The 17,123-nt window shown below is 33.6% G+C and carries 17 protein-coding genes; 7 read left to right on the top strand and 10 right to left on the bottom strand.

Annotation, left to right across the window (positions count from 1 at the left end; translation table 11 throughout):
* From ACJAZK_RS09950 to ACJAZK_RS09940, 3 genes are all read right to left on the bottom strand, one after another.
* Positions 1–420: lipoyl(octanoyl) transferase LipB (locus ACJAZK_RS09950; RefSeq protein WP_415223815.1), on the bottom strand; the 420-nt coding region annotated here is incomplete at its 3' end.
* A 164-nt stretch (positions 421–584) separates the two neighbouring features.
* Positions 585–1,355 (bottom strand): hypothetical protein, encoded by a 771-nt coding sequence (locus ACJAZK_RS09945; protein ID WP_415223814.1) that lies wholly within the window; start codon positions 1,353–1,355, stop codon positions 585–587.
* 40 nt (positions 1,356–1,395) lie between these two features.
* Entirely contained in the window at positions 1,396–1,554 is a 159-nt protein-coding gene (locus tag ACJAZK_RS09940) for a YqaE/Pmp3 family membrane protein (protein WP_084142278.1), read from the bottom strand.
* Positions 1,555–1,668: 114 nt separating this feature from the next.
* Between ACJAZK_RS09940 and ACJAZK_RS09935 the strand changes: the two genes are divergently transcribed.
* The 7 genes from ACJAZK_RS09935 (at position 1,669) to ACJAZK_RS09905 (ending at position 11,909) form a co-directional block, all read left to right on the top strand.
* A complete protein-coding gene (locus ACJAZK_RS09935; RefSeq protein ID WP_415223813.1) occupies positions 1,669–2,724 on the top strand; it encodes a helix-turn-helix domain-containing protein in 1,056 nt (351 codons plus the stop codon).
* Positions 2,725–2,830: 106 nt separating this feature from the next.
* A complete protein-coding gene (locus tag ACJAZK_RS09930) occupies positions 2,831–3,262 on the top strand; it encodes a DUF1573 domain-containing protein (RefSeq protein WP_415223812.1) in 432 nt (143 codons plus the stop codon).
* A 418-nt stretch (positions 3,263–3,680) separates the two neighbouring features.
* Positions 3,681–5,369 (top strand): lysine--tRNA ligase, encoded by a 1,689-nt coding sequence (lysS, locus tag ACJAZK_RS09925; protein WP_415223811.1) that lies wholly within the window; start codon positions 3,681–3,683, stop codon positions 5,367–5,369.
* A gap of 238 nt (positions 5,370–5,607) precedes the next feature.
* The gene (locus tag ACJAZK_RS09920; protein ID WP_415223810.1) at positions 5,608–7,143 is read left to right on the top strand and encodes a fibronectin type III domain-containing protein; all 1,536 of its coding nucleotides are present in this window, start codon (positions 5,608–5,610) and stop codon (positions 7,141–7,143) included.
* A 126-nt stretch (positions 7,144–7,269) separates the two neighbouring features.
* A complete protein-coding gene (locus ACJAZK_RS09915) occupies positions 7,270–8,526 on the top strand; it encodes a hypothetical protein (protein WP_415223809.1) in 1,257 nt (418 codons plus the stop codon).
* A gap of 143 nt (positions 8,527–8,669) precedes the next feature.
* Complete coding sequence (locus ACJAZK_RS09910) at positions 8,670–11,159, top strand: zinc-dependent metalloprotease (RefSeq protein WP_415223808.1); 2,490 nt, start codon at positions 8,670–8,672, stop codon at positions 11,157–11,159.
* A 126-nt stretch (positions 11,160–11,285) separates the two neighbouring features.
* Positions 11,286–11,909, top strand: coding sequence for an RDD family protein (locus ACJAZK_RS09905; protein WP_415223807.1), 624 nt, complete (start codon positions 11,286–11,288; stop codon positions 11,907–11,909).
* A gap of 6 nt (positions 11,910–11,915) precedes the next feature.
* On the opposite strand, the gene ACJAZK_RS09900 is transcribed toward ACJAZK_RS09905, so the two are convergent.
* From ACJAZK_RS09900 to ACJAZK_RS09870, 7 genes are all read right to left on the bottom strand, one after another.
* Positions 11,916–12,662, bottom strand: a complete 747-nt coding sequence (locus tag ACJAZK_RS09900) for an alpha/beta hydrolase (protein WP_415223806.1) — start codon at positions 12,660–12,662, stop codon at positions 11,916–11,918.
* A gap of 34 nt (positions 12,663–12,696) precedes the next feature.
* Positions 12,697–13,575: an alpha/beta hydrolase gene (locus tag ACJAZK_RS09895; protein WP_415223805.1), complete on the bottom strand. Its 879-nt coding sequence runs from the start codon at positions 13,573–13,575 to the stop codon at positions 12,697–12,699.
* A 57-nt stretch (positions 13,576–13,632) separates the two neighbouring features.
* Complete coding sequence (locus ACJAZK_RS09890) at positions 13,633–14,187, bottom strand: GDYXXLXY domain-containing protein (RefSeq protein ID WP_415223804.1); 555 nt, start codon at positions 14,185–14,187, stop codon at positions 13,633–13,635.
* A 3-nt stretch (positions 14,188–14,190) separates the two neighbouring features.
* Positions 14,191–15,477: a DUF2157 domain-containing protein gene (locus tag ACJAZK_RS09885; protein WP_415223803.1), complete on the bottom strand. Its 1,287-nt coding sequence runs from the start codon at positions 15,475–15,477 to the stop codon at positions 14,191–14,193.
* Positions 15,478–15,943: 466 nt separating this feature from the next.
* On the bottom strand, positions 15,944–16,426 hold the full coding sequence (locus tag ACJAZK_RS09880) for a hypothetical protein (protein ID WP_415223802.1): 483 nt from the start codon (positions 16,424–16,426) through the stop codon (positions 15,944–15,946).
* 49 nt (positions 16,427–16,475) lie between these two features.
* On the bottom strand, positions 16,476–16,934 hold the full coding sequence (locus ACJAZK_RS09875) for a hypothetical protein (RefSeq protein ID WP_415223801.1): 459 nt from the start codon (positions 16,932–16,934) through the stop codon (positions 16,476–16,478).
* A 1-nt stretch (position 16,935) separates the two neighbouring features.
* Positions 16,936–17,094 (bottom strand): hypothetical protein, encoded by a 159-nt coding sequence (locus tag ACJAZK_RS09870; protein WP_415223800.1) that lies wholly within the window; start codon positions 17,092–17,094, stop codon positions 16,936–16,938.
* Positions 17,095–17,123: the final 29 nt, after the last annotated feature.

The following is a 17,123-nucleotide window of genomic DNA, read 5'->3' as shown; positions in this document are numbered from 1 at the left end:
ACTGCGTTCGGTTTTTAAGCCATATTCCTCCAAAGTAAGAATAATGACCTCTTCAAGAAATCTGAGGTATTTATGAATATCTGTAAAGAAATTATCTAAATCTAAGATAGGGTACCCTACAATTTGACCAGGTCCATGATAGGTAATATCTCCACCTCTATTTATTTTATAAAAGGTGGCGTGTTTTTGAGTAAGCTGCTCTTTAGAGAGCAATAAATTAGATAGGTCTCCACTCTTACCTAAAGTGTACACATGAGGATGCTCAACAAACAGAAAATAATTATCTGTTTCTAATCCAGCATCCTCGCGTCTATTCTTGATTTTTGTTTCTAAAACACCTTTAAAGAGTTGTTCTTGGTAATCCCAAGTCTCTTTAAAGTCTTTAGTTCCTAAATCTTGGAGTTTTATAACTTTATTCATTGAATTTATCTTGAGCTTTAGTTTTAAACCGAAAAGTTTGGTGTTTGTGCTATAAAGAAGGTGTTTTTACTCAACATAGCACCGCTACGCTTATAAAAAACAAGGAAAGTAAAGTGCAAAATAGAAATTTTGCAGTTAAAAGAAAAAGTGAAGATGAATTCACATTATTTATCTTCTAAAACAACTTCAAAATCCAATAACTCAGGATCTTTAAGCATGTCCATAAATCCAACTTCAAAAGTAACAGTTTTTCTATCCTCACTATACATAGCGCCTTCTTTAGAGAATGACTTTACGACTCTAGGGAAATGATAATTGATTTTATATTTAGACGTACCAAACATCGCAGCAGACTGTCCTAGACTGTCTATTGACTGGGCATGTAATTCTTTGTCTGTAACTTTAGAAAATCGTTTAAAAACAGTCCCGTCAAAAGAATAACTAACCGCTGTAGAACCCTCCTGTCCCATACCGGAAAAAGAAGTTGACGGTGAGTTTTGAGACGCTCCACCTTGACCTTGTAAGTTGCTAAAGCTATTCATCGCTTTAAGCATGTCCTGAAGTTCATTCGCATCTATAAAATCTGTAGTTAAATCAAAGACCATTTTTTTTGTTTCAGGATTCATTTGTATGTGCATCTTAAAATCCTCTAGCGCCATTATTTTTTGTTGCTCTTCGGGAGATAAATTAGCGATGCTATCTCTGTTTTCTATAATAAAATCCTTGAAAACTATCGTAGAGTCCATCACTCTATCCATACCTTTTGCAGCTTCTCCATCTCCTATTTGAGAAACCCTTTCCATCATTTCTGAGGCGTCCATAGAGAACTCCATTTTACCGCTTCCGTCCTCATTGATATATATGTTTTCAGAAAACTGACAACTCGTAAGTGTCAATGTTATAGCGCATACTATACCTGTAAAAAACTTATTCATTTCAAACTATTTAATGATTCACTACCACAAAGATACGGTTTTATCTCTCGGGATTATTTAGAATTATTAGTGCTGCGATCACACCGGGAACCCATCCACAAATCCATAATATAAAGACAATTAGAATAGAACCGCAACCTTTTCCTATAACGGCTAAAGGTGGACAAATAATAGCGAGAATAACTCTCCAAAAACTCATATTTAAGTATTTTAATGATGCCGAAATATACTCGACAAGAATTGAATGCAGTAATTATAGGACGTCAATTGCTTTTCTTTGTTACATTTCAATAAAATATAGTAGTTTAGTGCTGTGAGATATTTAGGATACATCATTATTTTTTTCTTCGGAAATGTGGCTGTAGCGCAACACCATTTTGAAGGTCACATTGATAATGAACGTTGGCAAAACGACATCTATCTTTCGGTTATTGAAGACTACCGAACATTTGACGGCATTGACGAAGAACAGATTATTACAAAAGTAAAAAGCGATTCTAGTGGTTTCTTTAAGTTTGATAAAAACCAGTTGGATATCAACCAAAAAATATATAAACTACATGTGGACAATTGCACATCGTTTAACCAAAGCGGCAAGCATTTTGATGGTCATTGCACAGACTATAAGGACATTTTATTCATTGCGAAACGTACAGACTCGATAACATTCCCTCTATCTTTTGATGCCCAAATGTTTTGTGATATCATCTCAAACAATCCAAAGACGAACGCTTTCATTAAAATTGACTCGCTTAAAGAGGAAATGAAATTTGCTTATTCTGAATATAGGAGCAAAGCTAACCGACAATTAAACAACAAAAAATGGTTTAAAACGTTACAAGATTATGGCCAAGACCTGAATGAACCTCTAGCTGAACTCTATATTTATGCGTTCTTATCTGATCGTGGCAATCAATTACATTACTATTATCTAGAAGATTTAAAAACGAACTCATATTATGACCAATTACTAGAACGATTAAAAAACGCATATCCACATTCTAACTATACAAAACAGTATGAGGCCGAGTTAACTTCAGATAAGTTTATTGTATTATCTTCGGAAACAAAATCAAACTTTAGCTGGTCTTATCTCTGGGTGAGCTTACTTATTGTGTCATCTATCGTAAATTTATGGTTTCTCATTTCAGCAAAACAAAAAAAATCAAGACAGCGTAACAAGGCTAAAGAGGAGCTCACAAAGCAAGAACAGAATGTTTTGGCCTTACTGCTTGAGGATAAGACCAACAAAAACATAGCAGAAACTCTTTTTATAAGCGTGAGTACCGTAAAAACTCATGTAAATAACATCTACAAAAAGCTAAATGTAAATTCTAGAGACGAATTAAAGTCTCTGTTTTATAAATAGTTACAAAAATCAACCTAGGGACTAGCACCTATTTCAACCTACAATTTCAAACAATTTTAATAGTTATTCATGATGTTTGTTTCCTATTAACCAAAAACAAAATATTATGAATTTCATTACATGTAAAACAAACAGTTTAAAATCAATTTTAAATGTCACTCTAATTGCCATCGTATTACTATTTACTAGTCTGTCCATTGCTCAAAGCCAGACGTCTGGTATACTTACATTTGAATCTGAAACCATAGATTATGGAACCATAGAACAACATGCAGATGGTATTAGAATTTTCAATTTTAAAAATACAGGTCATGCTCCAATTGTTATTTCTAATGTAAAAACATCTTGTGGTTGCACGGAACCCACATATCCTAAAACAGCAGTTCTCCCAGGGGACTCTGCAGAGATTAGCATTAAATATGCAACCAACAGACTTGGTAAGTTCTCTAAAACTATTACTGTGATGTCAAATGCTAGTGAAAGCAATAAGATGTTAAGGATTAAAGGTGACGTTTTGAAAAATTTAGATGGTCAATAATTACTATTATAAACGCTACCCTGCAGACAACAAGCGGCAATTATAGCATTTGATTTAGATACTAAATCATTTCCAGACAATAAAGGTTCCCTAGAAAATCTTAAAGTTGTAAAAACAAACGACATTAAATAGTTGCACGATTGGATCTAATAGTAGCATAATTAGGATAACGTATCTGTTTTTCAAATCTCCTGGAAACTTTAATACCAAAAATGGAAATCAAAAGTTTAATCGATATGTCCTGTGGCATTAGGGAGAAATCGATGAAATAATTCAAAATGAACATCGGGTTAAATTAATAGATTAAAAAGAGACCATTAGGATCATAAAACCTAATGGTTTTTTTACGTTAATAATGGTAAATAATGTAATTTTGCGATTCTTATCGTTAAGATAGGATCTCTAAAATATATTTAGCATGCAGCTTTCAGAACAAGAATTAGTAAGACGCGAGAAACTCGTAAAATTAAGAGCCTTAAACATCAATCCTTATCCTGCAGATTTATTTCCTGTAGATCATACCTCAAAACAGATTAAAGACAATTTTGAAAATGGTAAAAAGGTTATTATTGCTGGTCGATTAATGGTTATTAATATTCAAGGAAAAGCTTCTTTTGGACAGTTACAAGATAGTGAAGGTCGTATTCAATTATATTTTAATAGGGATGAAATATGTACTGGCGAAGACAAATCTTTATATAACGATGTCTTTAAAAAATTATTAGATTTAGGAGATTTCGTAGGTATTGAAGGTGAATTATTCACAACACAAGTTGGTGAAAAAACCGTCATGGTAAAGCATTTTAAATTGCTAAGTAAATCTTTAAAACCCTTACCAATTCCTAAACAAAAAGATGGCAAAATTTATGATGCTTTTACAGATCCAGAATTACGTTATAGGCAACGTTATGCAGATTTGGTAGTAAACCCAAAAGTTAAAGAAGTCTTTTTGAAACGTACAAAGTTGTTCACTGCAATGCGTGAGTTTTTCAATACATCGGGATATTTCGAAGTAGAAACACCCATCCTTCAACCTATTCCTGGAGGTGCAGCTGCTCGTCCGTTTATTACACATCACAACAGCTTGGACATTCCGTTATATATGAGAATTGCCAATGAGTTGTATTTAAAACGATTGATTGTTGGTGGTTTTGATGGTGTCTATGAGTTTTCTAAAAACTTTAGAAATGAAGGAATGGATAGAACTCACAATCCTGAGTTTACCGCTATGGAAATCTATGTATCCTATAAAGATTACAATTGGATGATGGCTTTTTGCGAGCGTCTTTTAGAACATTGCGCAATGGCTGTTAATGGCACAACAGAAGCCACCTTTGGAGAGCATGAAATCAACTTCAAAGCACCTTACGCTCGTGTAACCATGGCAGATTCTATTAAACATTTTACTGGTTTTGATATTTCGGATAAGAGTGAGTCTGAAATTCGCCAAGCTGCAAAAGACATGCATATTGAAGTTGACGATACTATGGGTAAAGGAAAGCTCATTGACGAGATTTTTGGAGAAAAATGTGAGGGTAATTATATCCAACCAACGTTTATTACCGATTATCCAAAAGAAATGAGCCCTTTATGTAAAGAACATCGCGATAACCCCGAACTAACAGAGCGTTTTGAATTGATGGTCTGCGGAAAAGAGATTGCTAACGCCTATTCTGAGTTGAATGATCCAATTGATCAACGTGAGCGCTTTGAGCATCAACTAAAACTTGCTGCAAAAGGTGATGATGAAGCTACCGAATTTATAGATGAAGACTTTTTACGTGCCCTAGAATATGGTATGCCTCCAACCTCTGGAATGGGAATTGGAATGGATCGTTTAGTGATGTTTTTAACAAACAATCAATCCATCCAAGAAGTATTATTCTTTCCTCAAATGCGTCCAGAGAAGAAGAAAGTAGAAATGAGTGAAGAAGAGAAAGCAATTTTCACCATTCTTAAATCAAATTCGCCAATAGCTCTTAATGACCTTAAAGCACAATCTGGTTTAAGCAACAAAAAGTGGGATAAATCTATAAAAGGATTAACATCTAAAAGTGTTGCAAAAGTCATCAAGAACGATGATGACTTGTTTGTTGAAATGGTGTAACACCCAATTTTCTGCGGAAAATAGATTAAACAAATTATAATACACAGAACATAAAAGTAATCACAAAGCATATTCTTAATTAGGATATGCTTTTTTGTTTTCTCAAGCCTTGAAAAAACAAATAGATAAAATTATTATTATTTCAAAGTCAAAATATTACCTAACAACGAATTAATAAGTCTTCTGAGAATAAAATTACTACTTTCGTTGTGCTATTAATCAGAAACAAAGAACCCAAATGCTTAAAAGAATTGCTTTACTGCTGTTTGTCGTAGTATTTATAACTGCCTGTAATACTGATGACGACATGGTAGCTGCTTGTAATGTTGTTACTAGCGTATCATCAAATTCAGTAACAGATAGTTCAACACATATATCTTGGAATGATGCTAGCAATACAGAGTCCTATATTGTCGAATATGGCCTTTCCGGATTTGCAATAGGCGGAGGAACTTCAATATCGTCAACAAATATTAATGTTTCTATTTCAGGGTTGCAAGGCAACACAACTTATGATGTTTATGTTCAAACAGTTTGCTCTGAGAATAACATAAGTATGTTTACTGATGGGTATAGTTTTACAACGTCTGAGTCACCGTGTGCAGCAGTTACAAATATAAGTTCAAGCATGATTACAGATACGTTTGCAGTTATAGCTTGGGAAGACACTGTTAACACAGGTAGCACTTATGAGTTAGAATTTGGAGCCTCTGGATTTAGTCTAGGTTCTGGGACAACCCTAGCAGCCAACAATACCTCTTTAGATATTACAGGTCTAATGCCTAATACCAATTACGACTTCTATATTAAAGCTATTTGCAATGGTAGTAATGTGAGCCCAAGTACCAGTACGAATTCGTTTACAACATTAGCAATTCCTGTTATTCCAGAATTTAGACCTACACTTTCAGAATTGAATTTATTCATAGACGACCTCAACAATTTAGATATTACACCTTATGGTTTTGAATACAATTTAAATTCAAAATTATTTTCAGATTATGCTACAAAACAGCGCTTTTTTGTTTTACCTACGGGTCAAAAATTAACATATAATGGAGAAGGCTTACCTATTTTTCCGGAAAATTCAATCATAGTAAAAACATTTTACTACAATATTGATGATAGAGACCCATCACTTGGACAAAAAATTATAGAAACGAGATTACTTATAAAGATTGAGGGATCATGGGAAACTGGAGACTACAAATGGAATGACGCTCAAACTGAAGCTTTTTTAGATTTCAATGGAAGCACTGTTCCTGTGAGTTGGATTGACTCTGAAGGCCAATCTAATAGTGTTAACTATGAAATTCCATCAAACACAGATTGCTTTAAATGTCACCAAACGAGTGGCTCAATGACTCCAATAGGTCCAAAAATGCGTACTATCAACTTTGACTTTAATGGATCCAATCAAATACAGCGTTTAATTGATAATGATATGCTCGAGGGGTTATCTGACCCAACAAGCGTTAGTCTTTTACCTAAATGGGACGACCCAACGGTATCTTTAGACAGGCGCGCACGAGCCTACATGGATATCAATTGTGCGCACTGTCATATTCAAGGTGGTTTTTGTGAAGAACAATCAAATTTAAGATTAGGATATGAAACGGCTTATGAAGAATCTTCAATCTCACAAAGTCGCAATAGTATTCTAACAAGAATTCAAAATACAATTCCACAATATGGGATGCCTTTAATTGGCACTACAATTATTCATGACGAAGGCGTTGACCTGCTTATTGAGTACATAAACTCACTGGAGTAATCCAGCAAAATTTCAAAGTAATAAGTAACAAAAAAGCCACGATGTCGTGGCTTTCTTGTCGACACCAAGAATTACTATTTTTTTATTAAATTCGTACTCAAGTTGTACAAAGAAAAAGCATCACATATGTTAAAAAAAATCTGTTTATTAATTTTCACCCTTACGTTTTTATTTAATTGTACTAGTGATGATGATTTAATTGCAGCGTGTGATCAAGGTATTAATGTATCATCGAGTTCTGTAACTGATAACTCAGCAATATTGTCTTGGGACAGTGAAAGCACAACTGCACTTTACACACTAGAGTATGGAATTACTGGATTTTCCTTAGGATCTGGAACATTAATTTCTACATCAGACACTAGTATTGACCTTATAAGTTTAAATCCTAATACCATCTATGATATGTATTTACAAACTATTTGCTCGGTGAGTAATATTAGTATGTATACCAATGTTTATAGTTTTACTACCAATTCACCAGCTGTAGTTCCGGAGTTTAAAACAACACTTTCAGAATTAAATCTGTTTGTTGGAAATATTGAAAACTTAGAACCCACACCACAATCATTTAAATACACTTTGAATAGCACGTTATTTTCAGATTATGCCTACAAACTGCGTTTTATAGTACTTCCTGATGGTGAGAAAATGACTTATAATGGAGATGGCTTACCTTTATTTCCTAACAATTCCTTGATTGCCAAGACCTTTTACTACAATAATAATGAGACAGATTTATCTCTTGGTAAACACATTATCGAAACTAGAATTCTTATAAAAATTGATGGATTATGGCAAACTGGTGATTATAAGTGGAATGCCGCTCAAACTGAAGCTTTTTTAAATCCAGATAGTAGCATTGTTCCAGTAACTTGGATCGATGCTGATGGAGAAACAAACTCTATTAATTACCAAATACCCTCAGACAACCAATGCTTCACTTGCCATAGAAGTGATGACGTAAAAAGACCAATTGGCCCAAGACTAAGAACATTAAATTTTAATGTGGATGGTGTAAATCAATTACAAAGTTTAATTGACAGTGAACTTCTCGACGGATTAACAAATCCATCCGAGGTGACTGTTTTACCAAAATGGGATGATACCAATTACTCATTAGAAGAACGTGCAAGGGCTTATTTCGACATTAATTGTGCACATTGCCATACTGATGGAGGCTATTGTGAAACACAATCTATATTGAGGCTAGACTACGAGAATAGCCTTACAGATTCAAATATTCAAAATAGAAAGAACAGCATTATATTAAGGGTCTCCTCAGACTTTCAACCAGGATTAACAATGCCATGGATTGGAACGACAATATTGCATGACGAGGGTGTTGCATTAATTTTAGAATATTTGGACACTTTAGAGTAAGATTAAAAAAAGTCTTTAGCCTAGCTATCTCTATTTGTCGATTTACTAAATATTAAGTTAAATTAATATTAAAAGCATCCTATCCATTTCCATCAGACATAGGGATTTCTTATTTTAGGAGACTAATTTAAAAATCAACCACCTTGAAACACTTTACTATTAAACTACTACTAGTAGTTTCCGTATTCTTTGTTGCTGTATCCTGTTCAACAGCAAAGAAAGCGAGCAAAAAAGATGCCGCTGCTGCCGCTGCTGCTAAAACCCCAGCAAAGAAGCCTGGAAAAAATGACCCCAAACCTTACAATAAAGTCATTACCAAAGATGCAAAAAGTGACGTTGGGCTATTTACTGTTCACACATTGGATGACAAATACTACTACGAAATTCCAGATTCTCTTTTTGATAGAGAGATGTTAATGGTGACTCGTATTTCTAAAACTGCCAGCGGATTAGGTTTTGGTGGGGGAAAACAAAATGAACAAGTATTACGTTGGGAGAAAAAAGGCAAAAAAGTAATTGTACGCGTTGTCTCTTATAACGTTGTTGCTGCAGACTCACTACCAGTTAGTGAAGCAGTATTAAATTCAAATTTTGAACCTGTTCTATATACGTTTCCAATTGAGGCATTCAGTAAAGATTCAACAAGTACTGTCATTGATGCGACACCTTTATTTGAAAAAGACGTGAAATCTTTAGGTTTACCATCTTTCCGGAGAACACCTTTTAAAGTAACACGCTTAGAAAGTGATAAATCTTTTATTGAAAATATAAAAAGTTACCCAAGAAATATTGAAGCGAGACACGTAAAAACATATGCTGCGGGAAGACCACCTTCTAATTCAAGTACGGGAAGTATTTCTATTGAAATTAATAACTCCATGATCTTATTACCAGACAACCCAATGAAGCGTCGTTATTTTGATGAGCGAGTTGGTTGGTTTACAAGTAGTCAAACAGATTACGGATTAGAAGATCAAAAAAGTAAATCCTTAGAGTTTTTAGACCGCTGGAGATTAGAAGTTAAAGATGAAGACATCGCTGCATTTACTCGCGGAGAATTGGTGATTCCGAAGAAACAAATTGTTTACTATATAGATAGAGCGACACCTGTAAAATGGAGAAAATACATCAAACAAGGTATTGAAGATTGGCAAGTAGCATTTGAAGCCGCTGGATTTAAAGAAGCAATTATTGCTATGGATCCACCAACAGTTGAAGAAGACCCAGAATGGAGCCCAGAAGACGCCCGTTACTCAGTTGTGCGTTATTTAGCCTCTCCTATTCCAAATGCAAATGGACCTCACGTAAGTGATCCTAGAACGGGAGAAATTCTTGAGAGTGATATTAACTGGTACCACAACGTCATGTCTTTATTACGTGGCTGGTTCTTTGTACAAACTGCTGCTATTAACCCTGATGCTCAGAGTCCGCAATTTAAAGATGAAGTTATGGGACGTTTAATTCGTTTTGTATCATCTCATGAAGTTGGACATACCTTAGGTTTACCTCACAATATGGGAAGTAGTGTTGCGTATCCCGTAGAAAAATTACGTGATGCAGCATTTACACAAAAATATGGTACTGCGCCATCAATTATGGATTATGCACGTTTTAACTACATAGCACAGCCTGGTGACGAAGGCGTCGCACTAATGCCAGATATTGGAATTTATGATAAATACGCCATTTCTTGGGGTTACAGACCTATCTTCGGAAAAACTGCAGAGGAAGAAAAGCCTATCCTTAACAAATGGATTATGGATCATGCAGGAGACCCAATGTATCGTTTTGGCCACCAACAAGCTGGAGATGTTGTAGATCCAAGTTCTCAAACTGAAGACTTAGGAGACGATGCTATGTTAGCGAGTTCATATGGAATTAAAAACTTGAGACGTATTGTACCCAACTTAATTGAGTGGACTACAGAGGCTGGGGAAGACTATGACGACTTGCAAGAAATGTATGGTCATGTAATTTCTCAGTACAACCGTTATATGGGACACGTTTCTAATAACATTGGTGGTGTTTATGAAAATTATAAAGCTGCAGATCAGCCAGGAGCAGTCTATACTGCTGTACCAAAAGAAAAACAAGAGGAGGCGATGCAATTCATCCAAGATAATTTATTTACAACACAAGATTGGTTGATTGACAAAACTATTTTTGATCGTATCGAATTTACGGGTTCAGTAGAGCGTGTTCGCGCAATACAAGTAAGATCACTTAACAACATCATGAGCTTAGGCAAAATGCAACGTTTGACAGAAGCACATACTTACGATAGTGATGCATATTCATTACCTGATATGATGAGTGATCTTCGTAAAGGTATTTGGAGTGAATTACAAAAGGGTAATAAAATTGATACTTACAGACGTAATTTACAACGTGCTCACATTGATAGATTAGCTCAAATGATGACTATTGGTAATCAAAGTGGACGCTCATCTAGTCCTTATGTAAAAATCACTCCTGTTAATACAAGCCAGTCAGATATTAGAGCTGTTGTAAGAGCAGAACTAAAATATTTACGTAGCTCTTTACGTTCATCTCGTGGTGCAGATACCTTAAGTAGAATGCACATTGCAGATGCTCTTGAGCGTATTGATGCGATATTGAATCCTAATGGATAATTAATTAGACTTGTTTATCAGACACTTTAGTGTGTTTATATAAGATAAGAAATATGGGAAAAGCTTCAGAGAAATCTGGAGCTTTTTCTTTTTTTAGTTTATATCTTTGAATCTTAGTTTTAATCTATGAAAATAACACACCAAAAATACCCAAATCACAATTTAGCCAACGAAACTGAACGTGGTGAAAATCTAGGTATCGATTTTATTTTATCTTCTATTTTAGGACTTCTAGTTGTAGCAATCACCTACCTAATCTATCCTTCAATAATATTAGGTTTTTCAATATACCTTAAAGCTTTCGCCATTTATCTAGGTGTTAGATTTGTGTATTATTTTTGTTTTGAAGTTATGTATAGTAGAACTCCTGGGAAATTCCAAACACAAACAAAAGTGGTCAATAAGGATGGTAAAAAACCGAGTATTTTTCAATTACTCATAAGAAGTATAAGTAGATTTATTAGTATTTTCTCTGGAATTAGCGATGACGAAAGAGCTATTCATGACACGATATCTAATACGTTTGTTGTTCAAGACAGTACTTTAAAAAGGATAGAATCTAGACAACCAATGATCTTGTTATTCAATTTACTTTTGGTTGTTTGTTGGATTTATTACTTCACCGTTAATCTTGATAAATCATCTTCAGAAACCGCATTACTCCTTGCGCTAATACTCGCAACGGTTTATGCAGTACTGGTTGGATTTAGAAGAATTGGCAAAAAAAAAGCACTAAAAAAATACAGATAAACCGCCTTATAGAATAGAATCAATTCCTTTCCTATATTCTTCAAAATCAATCAGATTATTATGACTACCACTGTCTATGGTGATTAACATCGCTTTGTTTTTTAAGACAACCGCTTCTAATTTTTCTGCGGAAGAATATGGTACCACACTATCGTCTGTGCCATGAAACATAGTAATTGGACATTTTACATCCAATATAAACTCATTTGATGGAAACTTATATTTCAGCAATGAAGACACAGGAAAAACAGGAAATCGATTTTTAGCTACATCCAAAATACTATAATAAGGTGTTTCTAAAACCAATTGCTTCGGGTTATTTTTAGAAGCCAAAAACGTTGAAATACCGGTTCCTAAAGAACGGCCGTAGATGGTAATACTGCTTTCCGAATACTGCTTCAATAAATAATCGTAACAATATTGCGCATCCTCATAAAAAGCTTGCTCGCTAAGTTTCCCTTTGCTTTTTCCATAGGTACGATAATCCATAATGAGTACGTCATACTCTTTTGCCACGAAAAATTGAGAAATCAGTCCCCAACGACTTAAATCTCCTGCATTCCCATGGAAATATAAAATAACCCCCTTTGGGTGTTCGGTTTTAAAATGAATAGCATTGATACTAACGTTTTCTGAAGGTTTAAGAAACAGCTCTTCAAAAGGATATGCAAATTGATATTGATAGTCTTGAGCTAATTCCGTAGGAAAAAATAGTAGTTTTTCTTGTAAAAAGTAGAGTAATGTGCTTATCATAAGATATAAAATCAAAAGTATCTTGAATACTTTGTTAAGCCTTTTTTTTATTCGGTTTTGAGGAATGGATGACATTGATACTTGTGGTTTGTAAATCGATGGTTTTAGGTATTTTATTTAAAATATCGTCCAACATACTATGATACGATTCAAAATTATTTAGATTTTTATGTCCTCCTCCAATAACGGTATGTAATTTCGTCAATTTTGGGTTTACTTTCGATAATTTAATACTCGTTTTAAACGGAATTAATTTATCATGTGTCCCGTGAATAATATGAATTGGACATTGTACATATTTGAGCCATTTATAGGTTGGTAGTGGATATTTCAGCAATAAAGATAAAGGCATAAAAGGCGCATATCTTGCTGTCACTTTAGTTAAACTGTAATATGGTGCATCGAGAACCAACATTTTAGGATGATTCATTGAAGCGAGTTTTGCTGCAAAACCTGAGCCTAGTGATCTTCCATATAGAATAATACGGTCTTCTGTTGTTTGCTCTTTAAGCTTATTATAGACGAGTTGCAAATCTCGTTTAATAGCTTTTTGAGAGCGTCTGCCTGTGCTTTTTCCGAAGCCACGATAATCGACCATCAACACATTATAGCCATGTCTTGTAAAATCTACCGCAAACTTCCCCCAACCTTTAATGCTTTTAGAATTTCCTTTGAGATACAATACAACCCCTTTACTTTCTCCCTTAGGAAAAAAGCGTAATCCGTTAATCGTTGCGCCATCCCGTGTTTCAAGGTTATACTCCTTCGTATCCTGATTTTCATAATCAAATTGAAAATCTATTGGCAACTTCTCTGGCTTAAAAAGCATGTAGTCTTGTAAATAATATAATGCGGTACTAATTGCAATATAACCAACAAGAACTGTAATAATACTAGATAACCAATATGCCATATAAGAGACTTTGTTTTAATAACAAGATAACAAAAAATTACAATGAATACGATTTAACTACTCCTCAACAAAAGTGGCAATTGGAATCTCATTAATAAATACGTTATCCAAAACAGCGTCGCCATTTTTTATGTAAACCAGAGCAAACGTATTATCTGACAACGAATCACGCTGAGCGTCTCTATGAGCTAACTCTGCATTATAAGCTTTAGTCTTTTCCATATAAAATTCATTGAAGGGTAATGAAAACCTTAAAATGCTGTCATATTCTGAATAACTATCAACCTTAGCTTTTACAAAATGTCCCTTTTTAGGGTTTTCTAAACTAGCCAAAATCACCTTAGCAAAGCCTAAACTGTCATTTGCAATTGAAATATAGACCTCTTGATTTCGCATCCAAATGGTATCTTTTGTTTTAAAATTATCAAGGTCATAATTTAGAGAAATATATTTTCCTTTAAATGGATCTGAGGGATCTATTGGTTCTGTCTTAAATTTAAAAGCTGTTCCTGATTTTAAAACAGCCTCGCGATTAAAAATCATTTGTGCTGGCACTGCAATTTGAACTATCGCCAAAATGATAAATACAATAAATATATGTTTACGTTGCATAACTTAATGTTTTAATGATTCAACTCTTGATTTCTGCTTTTTGAGCATTATATAATTGGTTAGAAAGAATCCTAAACCAATACATATAAATAATAAACCTCTAATAACGAAGCTCATATTAGTATCAAAAAACCGACAAGTAATTAATGCTGTAATGATTAATAATCCATAATTCAAAACACCAAAATGAAATTTATCTATTCCTATTTTAATAGTCATAATCCCTAAGGCCAAGACAGTCAGATTGACCACTATTGTGCCTACGATTGGTATATTTAGTCCAAACATATACACCATAGAAAACAGTATAAATACAAATTGAAATAAATTGAACGTTTTCAACCATCCCTTTGAATAGGAATATATAAGAAGACCCAAATTAGCTGCAAATAGAATTATTGACACATACATCTCTTGAGTGTTAATAAAGAAACGCTCCATATACCAAAAGCCGTCAAAACTCATAGTTAAAACTATTATTACGATTCCTAAAGAACCAAAGATTAAATAGCCATTACGTCGTAATTTTTGTTGATCAAAAAACGAAATCTTACCAATATTATAAAATAGACTAAACATTAAGAGATACATTAAGAAACCTAATTCTGTTAACTGATCTACAAAAGCACCTAATACTATCGTCATACTTATTGGGATTAACCAATTAAATATAGATGTAATATTAGCTTCTTTATGATGTTTGAGTAATCTATAATAATGAGGAACAATGGTTGCCATCATTACAAGATATAACCAAGGTGTATGACCAAATGACCCAAAACCATAACCCAATTCACAAGCATAATACGTAATACATATCATATTTAATATTGCAACTGCATTTGATTTGAGTAGATATATTAAAGGCAGACTCAAAATAATCCAAGTTAATATATAGGTACTCAAATTACCTGGGATGTTATAAATCTGACTTACAAGTGCAATACTAGATCCTATGGTAAAAAACAGAAAAGTGCCTGATGCTTCTTTCCACGCGACGCTTTTTTTCTTAAGAATTGAAAACACTACAAAACATTGACCAATTACCAATGGCAAAAAAGCTAAAATAGTTTTAGCACCTCTCGGAAAATTATCCCAATTATGGGCAAGAATGAGAATGATACCCAAACCAACCAATAGCGATCCTAAAACACCAAATACCGTAAATAACCTATTAGGAGTCTGTTGTTGTTTGGCTAAATAATACTGTTCAATTTTTGAAGCAACATCCTGAGAAATCACATCGTTAGTCACCAAATCTGGTAAGTCTTTAATGAGCTTTGAATTCATAACTTATTTATTTAAATATTTTAAATATACATCTGCAAATGGTTCTTGATTAACAACGGTTATTGTAAAACAAAGTGACTAACCAACCTTGAAATGCAACTAATACATAGAGGTTATTAGCTTTCAAATAAATACACCTATGAAATACCGAGAGGATAAATGTAACAATCAATAACTAAACTGATGGATAATGCTCTAAAGAAAACAAAGTAGCAATGATAAGAATGGTACTTATCTTTTTAAATTACTTTGATTTAAATTTACTCAAATTTCTAGAAACCAAACTAATAGTTAGAAATTGTTGGACCGTTGCCTAAATTGAATATGTGATGAATAACAGTGCCATGTTAGATTTAGTGTTCCTTGAATATAACCAACACCAATAAAGACAGCAATTGACACTAATGCAAAAGGCATTACTAATTTTAAAACTGATTTAAAATTGTAGTGTTTAAATTGCCAGTCATCAAAACAAAAAAATCATATAGACGATAATCCCTTCGGCAATCCCTGTAATAATACTCATACCCAGAATATCTTTGATTTTACTTCTTAGAAAGAATACCGCACTTAATATGGTCATGATAGCTGCTAATAATATTTCTAAAGCATCAATTCTTGAGAGCAAATAAGTAACTCCTGTAAATGCTATAGTAATACCTATTGTAATGAGACAGAATTTGACAATCTCATTTTTAGCGTAATTCCCTTCTTCAAAGCCTTTTCTCAAATCTCTAAGGATGGATAAAATAAATAGAAGTGGGACAACAGATAAAAATGGAGCAAAAATGACTTTGATCCCTTTTACAATGGTTAAATCATAGTAAAAGAAAAACGCAATAGCAGTAAAGGCTAGTAAACCGGTTAGAATTATGGATTGAAATGTAAATAGCAATTCCCTTTTGTTTGCATTACTTCTCGGTTTTAGAGGTTGAATAATTGGATTCATAATTTTAAATTTTTGATGATTTTACTTTATTTTTCGTTTAATTAAGCGGTTAAAAAAAAACATGAACAGCTAATGAGAGTAGAACACCACTTAAAATTCCGTTGACTCTCAAATTGTTGTACAAAATGTAATTAAGCACATAGCTACTTAACGCTGTGGAGTTAATGAGATGCGCAAAAACAAGATGATCTTCTAGAGTTTGACCTGTGACCCTTTCTACAACTTGCATGCTCACAACGCCTATAATAACACTAGCGACTAGTAAAATGGTTGCTGGTTTTTGGTGTTTCAGCTTATATTCATCTGTATTTTGTGGCAAAAAATGTTCAATCAATAGAAAGCGCACAAAAAACAACATTGGCAACGGGAACAAGATGGATGCTATAATTTTCACAACATCTTTTAAAGTTTTGATTTCATCATATCCCAAAAACACCAAGTAGACAAATACAACTGCTGAGACTCCAGTTGTGACAATAAATGCGTTATTTAATTTTTTAAGTTGCATTTTAAAAACCAATTGGATTTGAACTCGTCATCGTTCTACTTGCTAATTGATATACACAATGATTATAACTGTCTACAATTTCATCTTGAATCTGCTTTGAAAACACAATCATCACACTTATCGCTATAATAAAAGCTGTGGTTTTAATAAACTGTTGCATACTATTTTGTTGTATTGATTACCGGACAA

Source organism: Psychroserpens sp., from assembly GCF_047633235.1.
Lineage (GTDB): Bacteria > Bacteroidota > Bacteroidia > Flavobacteriales > Flavobacteriaceae > Psychroserpens.
Note: the sequence above shows the minus strand (reverse complement) of the source record. Positions and strands in the feature narration are given on the sequence as shown.

Bases quoted from the DNA above. Each gene is read 5' to 3' on its own strand.
- lysS (WP_415223811.1), top strand. From the start codon at position 3,681: ATGCAGCTTTCAGAACAAGAATTAGTAAGACGCGAGAAACTCGTAAAA.
- ACJAZK_RS09880 (WP_415223802.1), bottom strand. From the start codon at position 16,426: ATGAATCCAATTATTCAACCTCTAAAACCGAGAAGTAATGCAAACAAA.
- ACJAZK_RS09895 (WP_415223805.1), bottom strand. From the start codon at position 13,575: ATGGCATATTGGTTATCTAGTATTATTACAGTTCTTGTTGGTTATATT.
- ACJAZK_RS09900 (WP_415223806.1), bottom strand. From the start codon at position 12,662: ATGATAAGCACATTACTCTACTTTTTACAAGAAAAACTACTATTTTTT.
- ACJAZK_RS09870 (WP_415223800.1), bottom strand. From the start codon at position 17,094: ATGCAACAGTTTATTAAAACCACAGCTTTTATTATAGCGATAAGTGTG.
- ACJAZK_RS09890 (WP_415223804.1), bottom strand. From the start codon at position 14,187: ATGCAACGTAAACATATATTTATTGTATTTATCATTTTGGCGATAGTT.
- ACJAZK_RS09920 (WP_415223810.1), top strand. From the start codon at position 5,608: ATGCTTAAAAGAATTGCTTTACTGCTGTTTGTCGTAGTATTTATAACT.
- ACJAZK_RS09940 (WP_084142278.1), bottom strand. From the start codon at position 1,554: ATGAGTTTTTGGAGAGTTATTCTCGCTATTATTTGTCCACCTTTAGCC.
- ACJAZK_RS09905 (WP_415223807.1), top strand. From the start codon at position 11,286: ATGAAAATAACACACCAAAAATACCCAAATCACAATTTAGCCAACGAA.
- ACJAZK_RS09915 (WP_415223809.1), top strand. From the start codon at position 7,270: ATGTTAAAAAAAATCTGTTTATTAATTTTCACCCTTACGTTTTTATTT.
- ACJAZK_RS09930 (WP_415223812.1), top strand. From the start codon at position 2,831: ATGAATTTCATTACATGTAAAACAAACAGTTTAAAATCAATTTTAAAT.
- ACJAZK_RS09885 (WP_415223803.1), bottom strand. From the start codon at position 15,477: ATGAATTCAAAGCTCATTAAAGACTTACCAGATTTGGTGACTAACGAT.
- ACJAZK_RS09875 (WP_415223801.1), bottom strand. From the start codon at position 16,934: ATGCAACTTAAAAAATTAAATAACGCATTTATTGTCACAACTGGAGTC.
- ACJAZK_RS09945 (WP_415223814.1), bottom strand. From the start codon at position 1,355: ATGAATAAGTTTTTTACAGGTATAGTATGCGCTATAACATTGACACTT.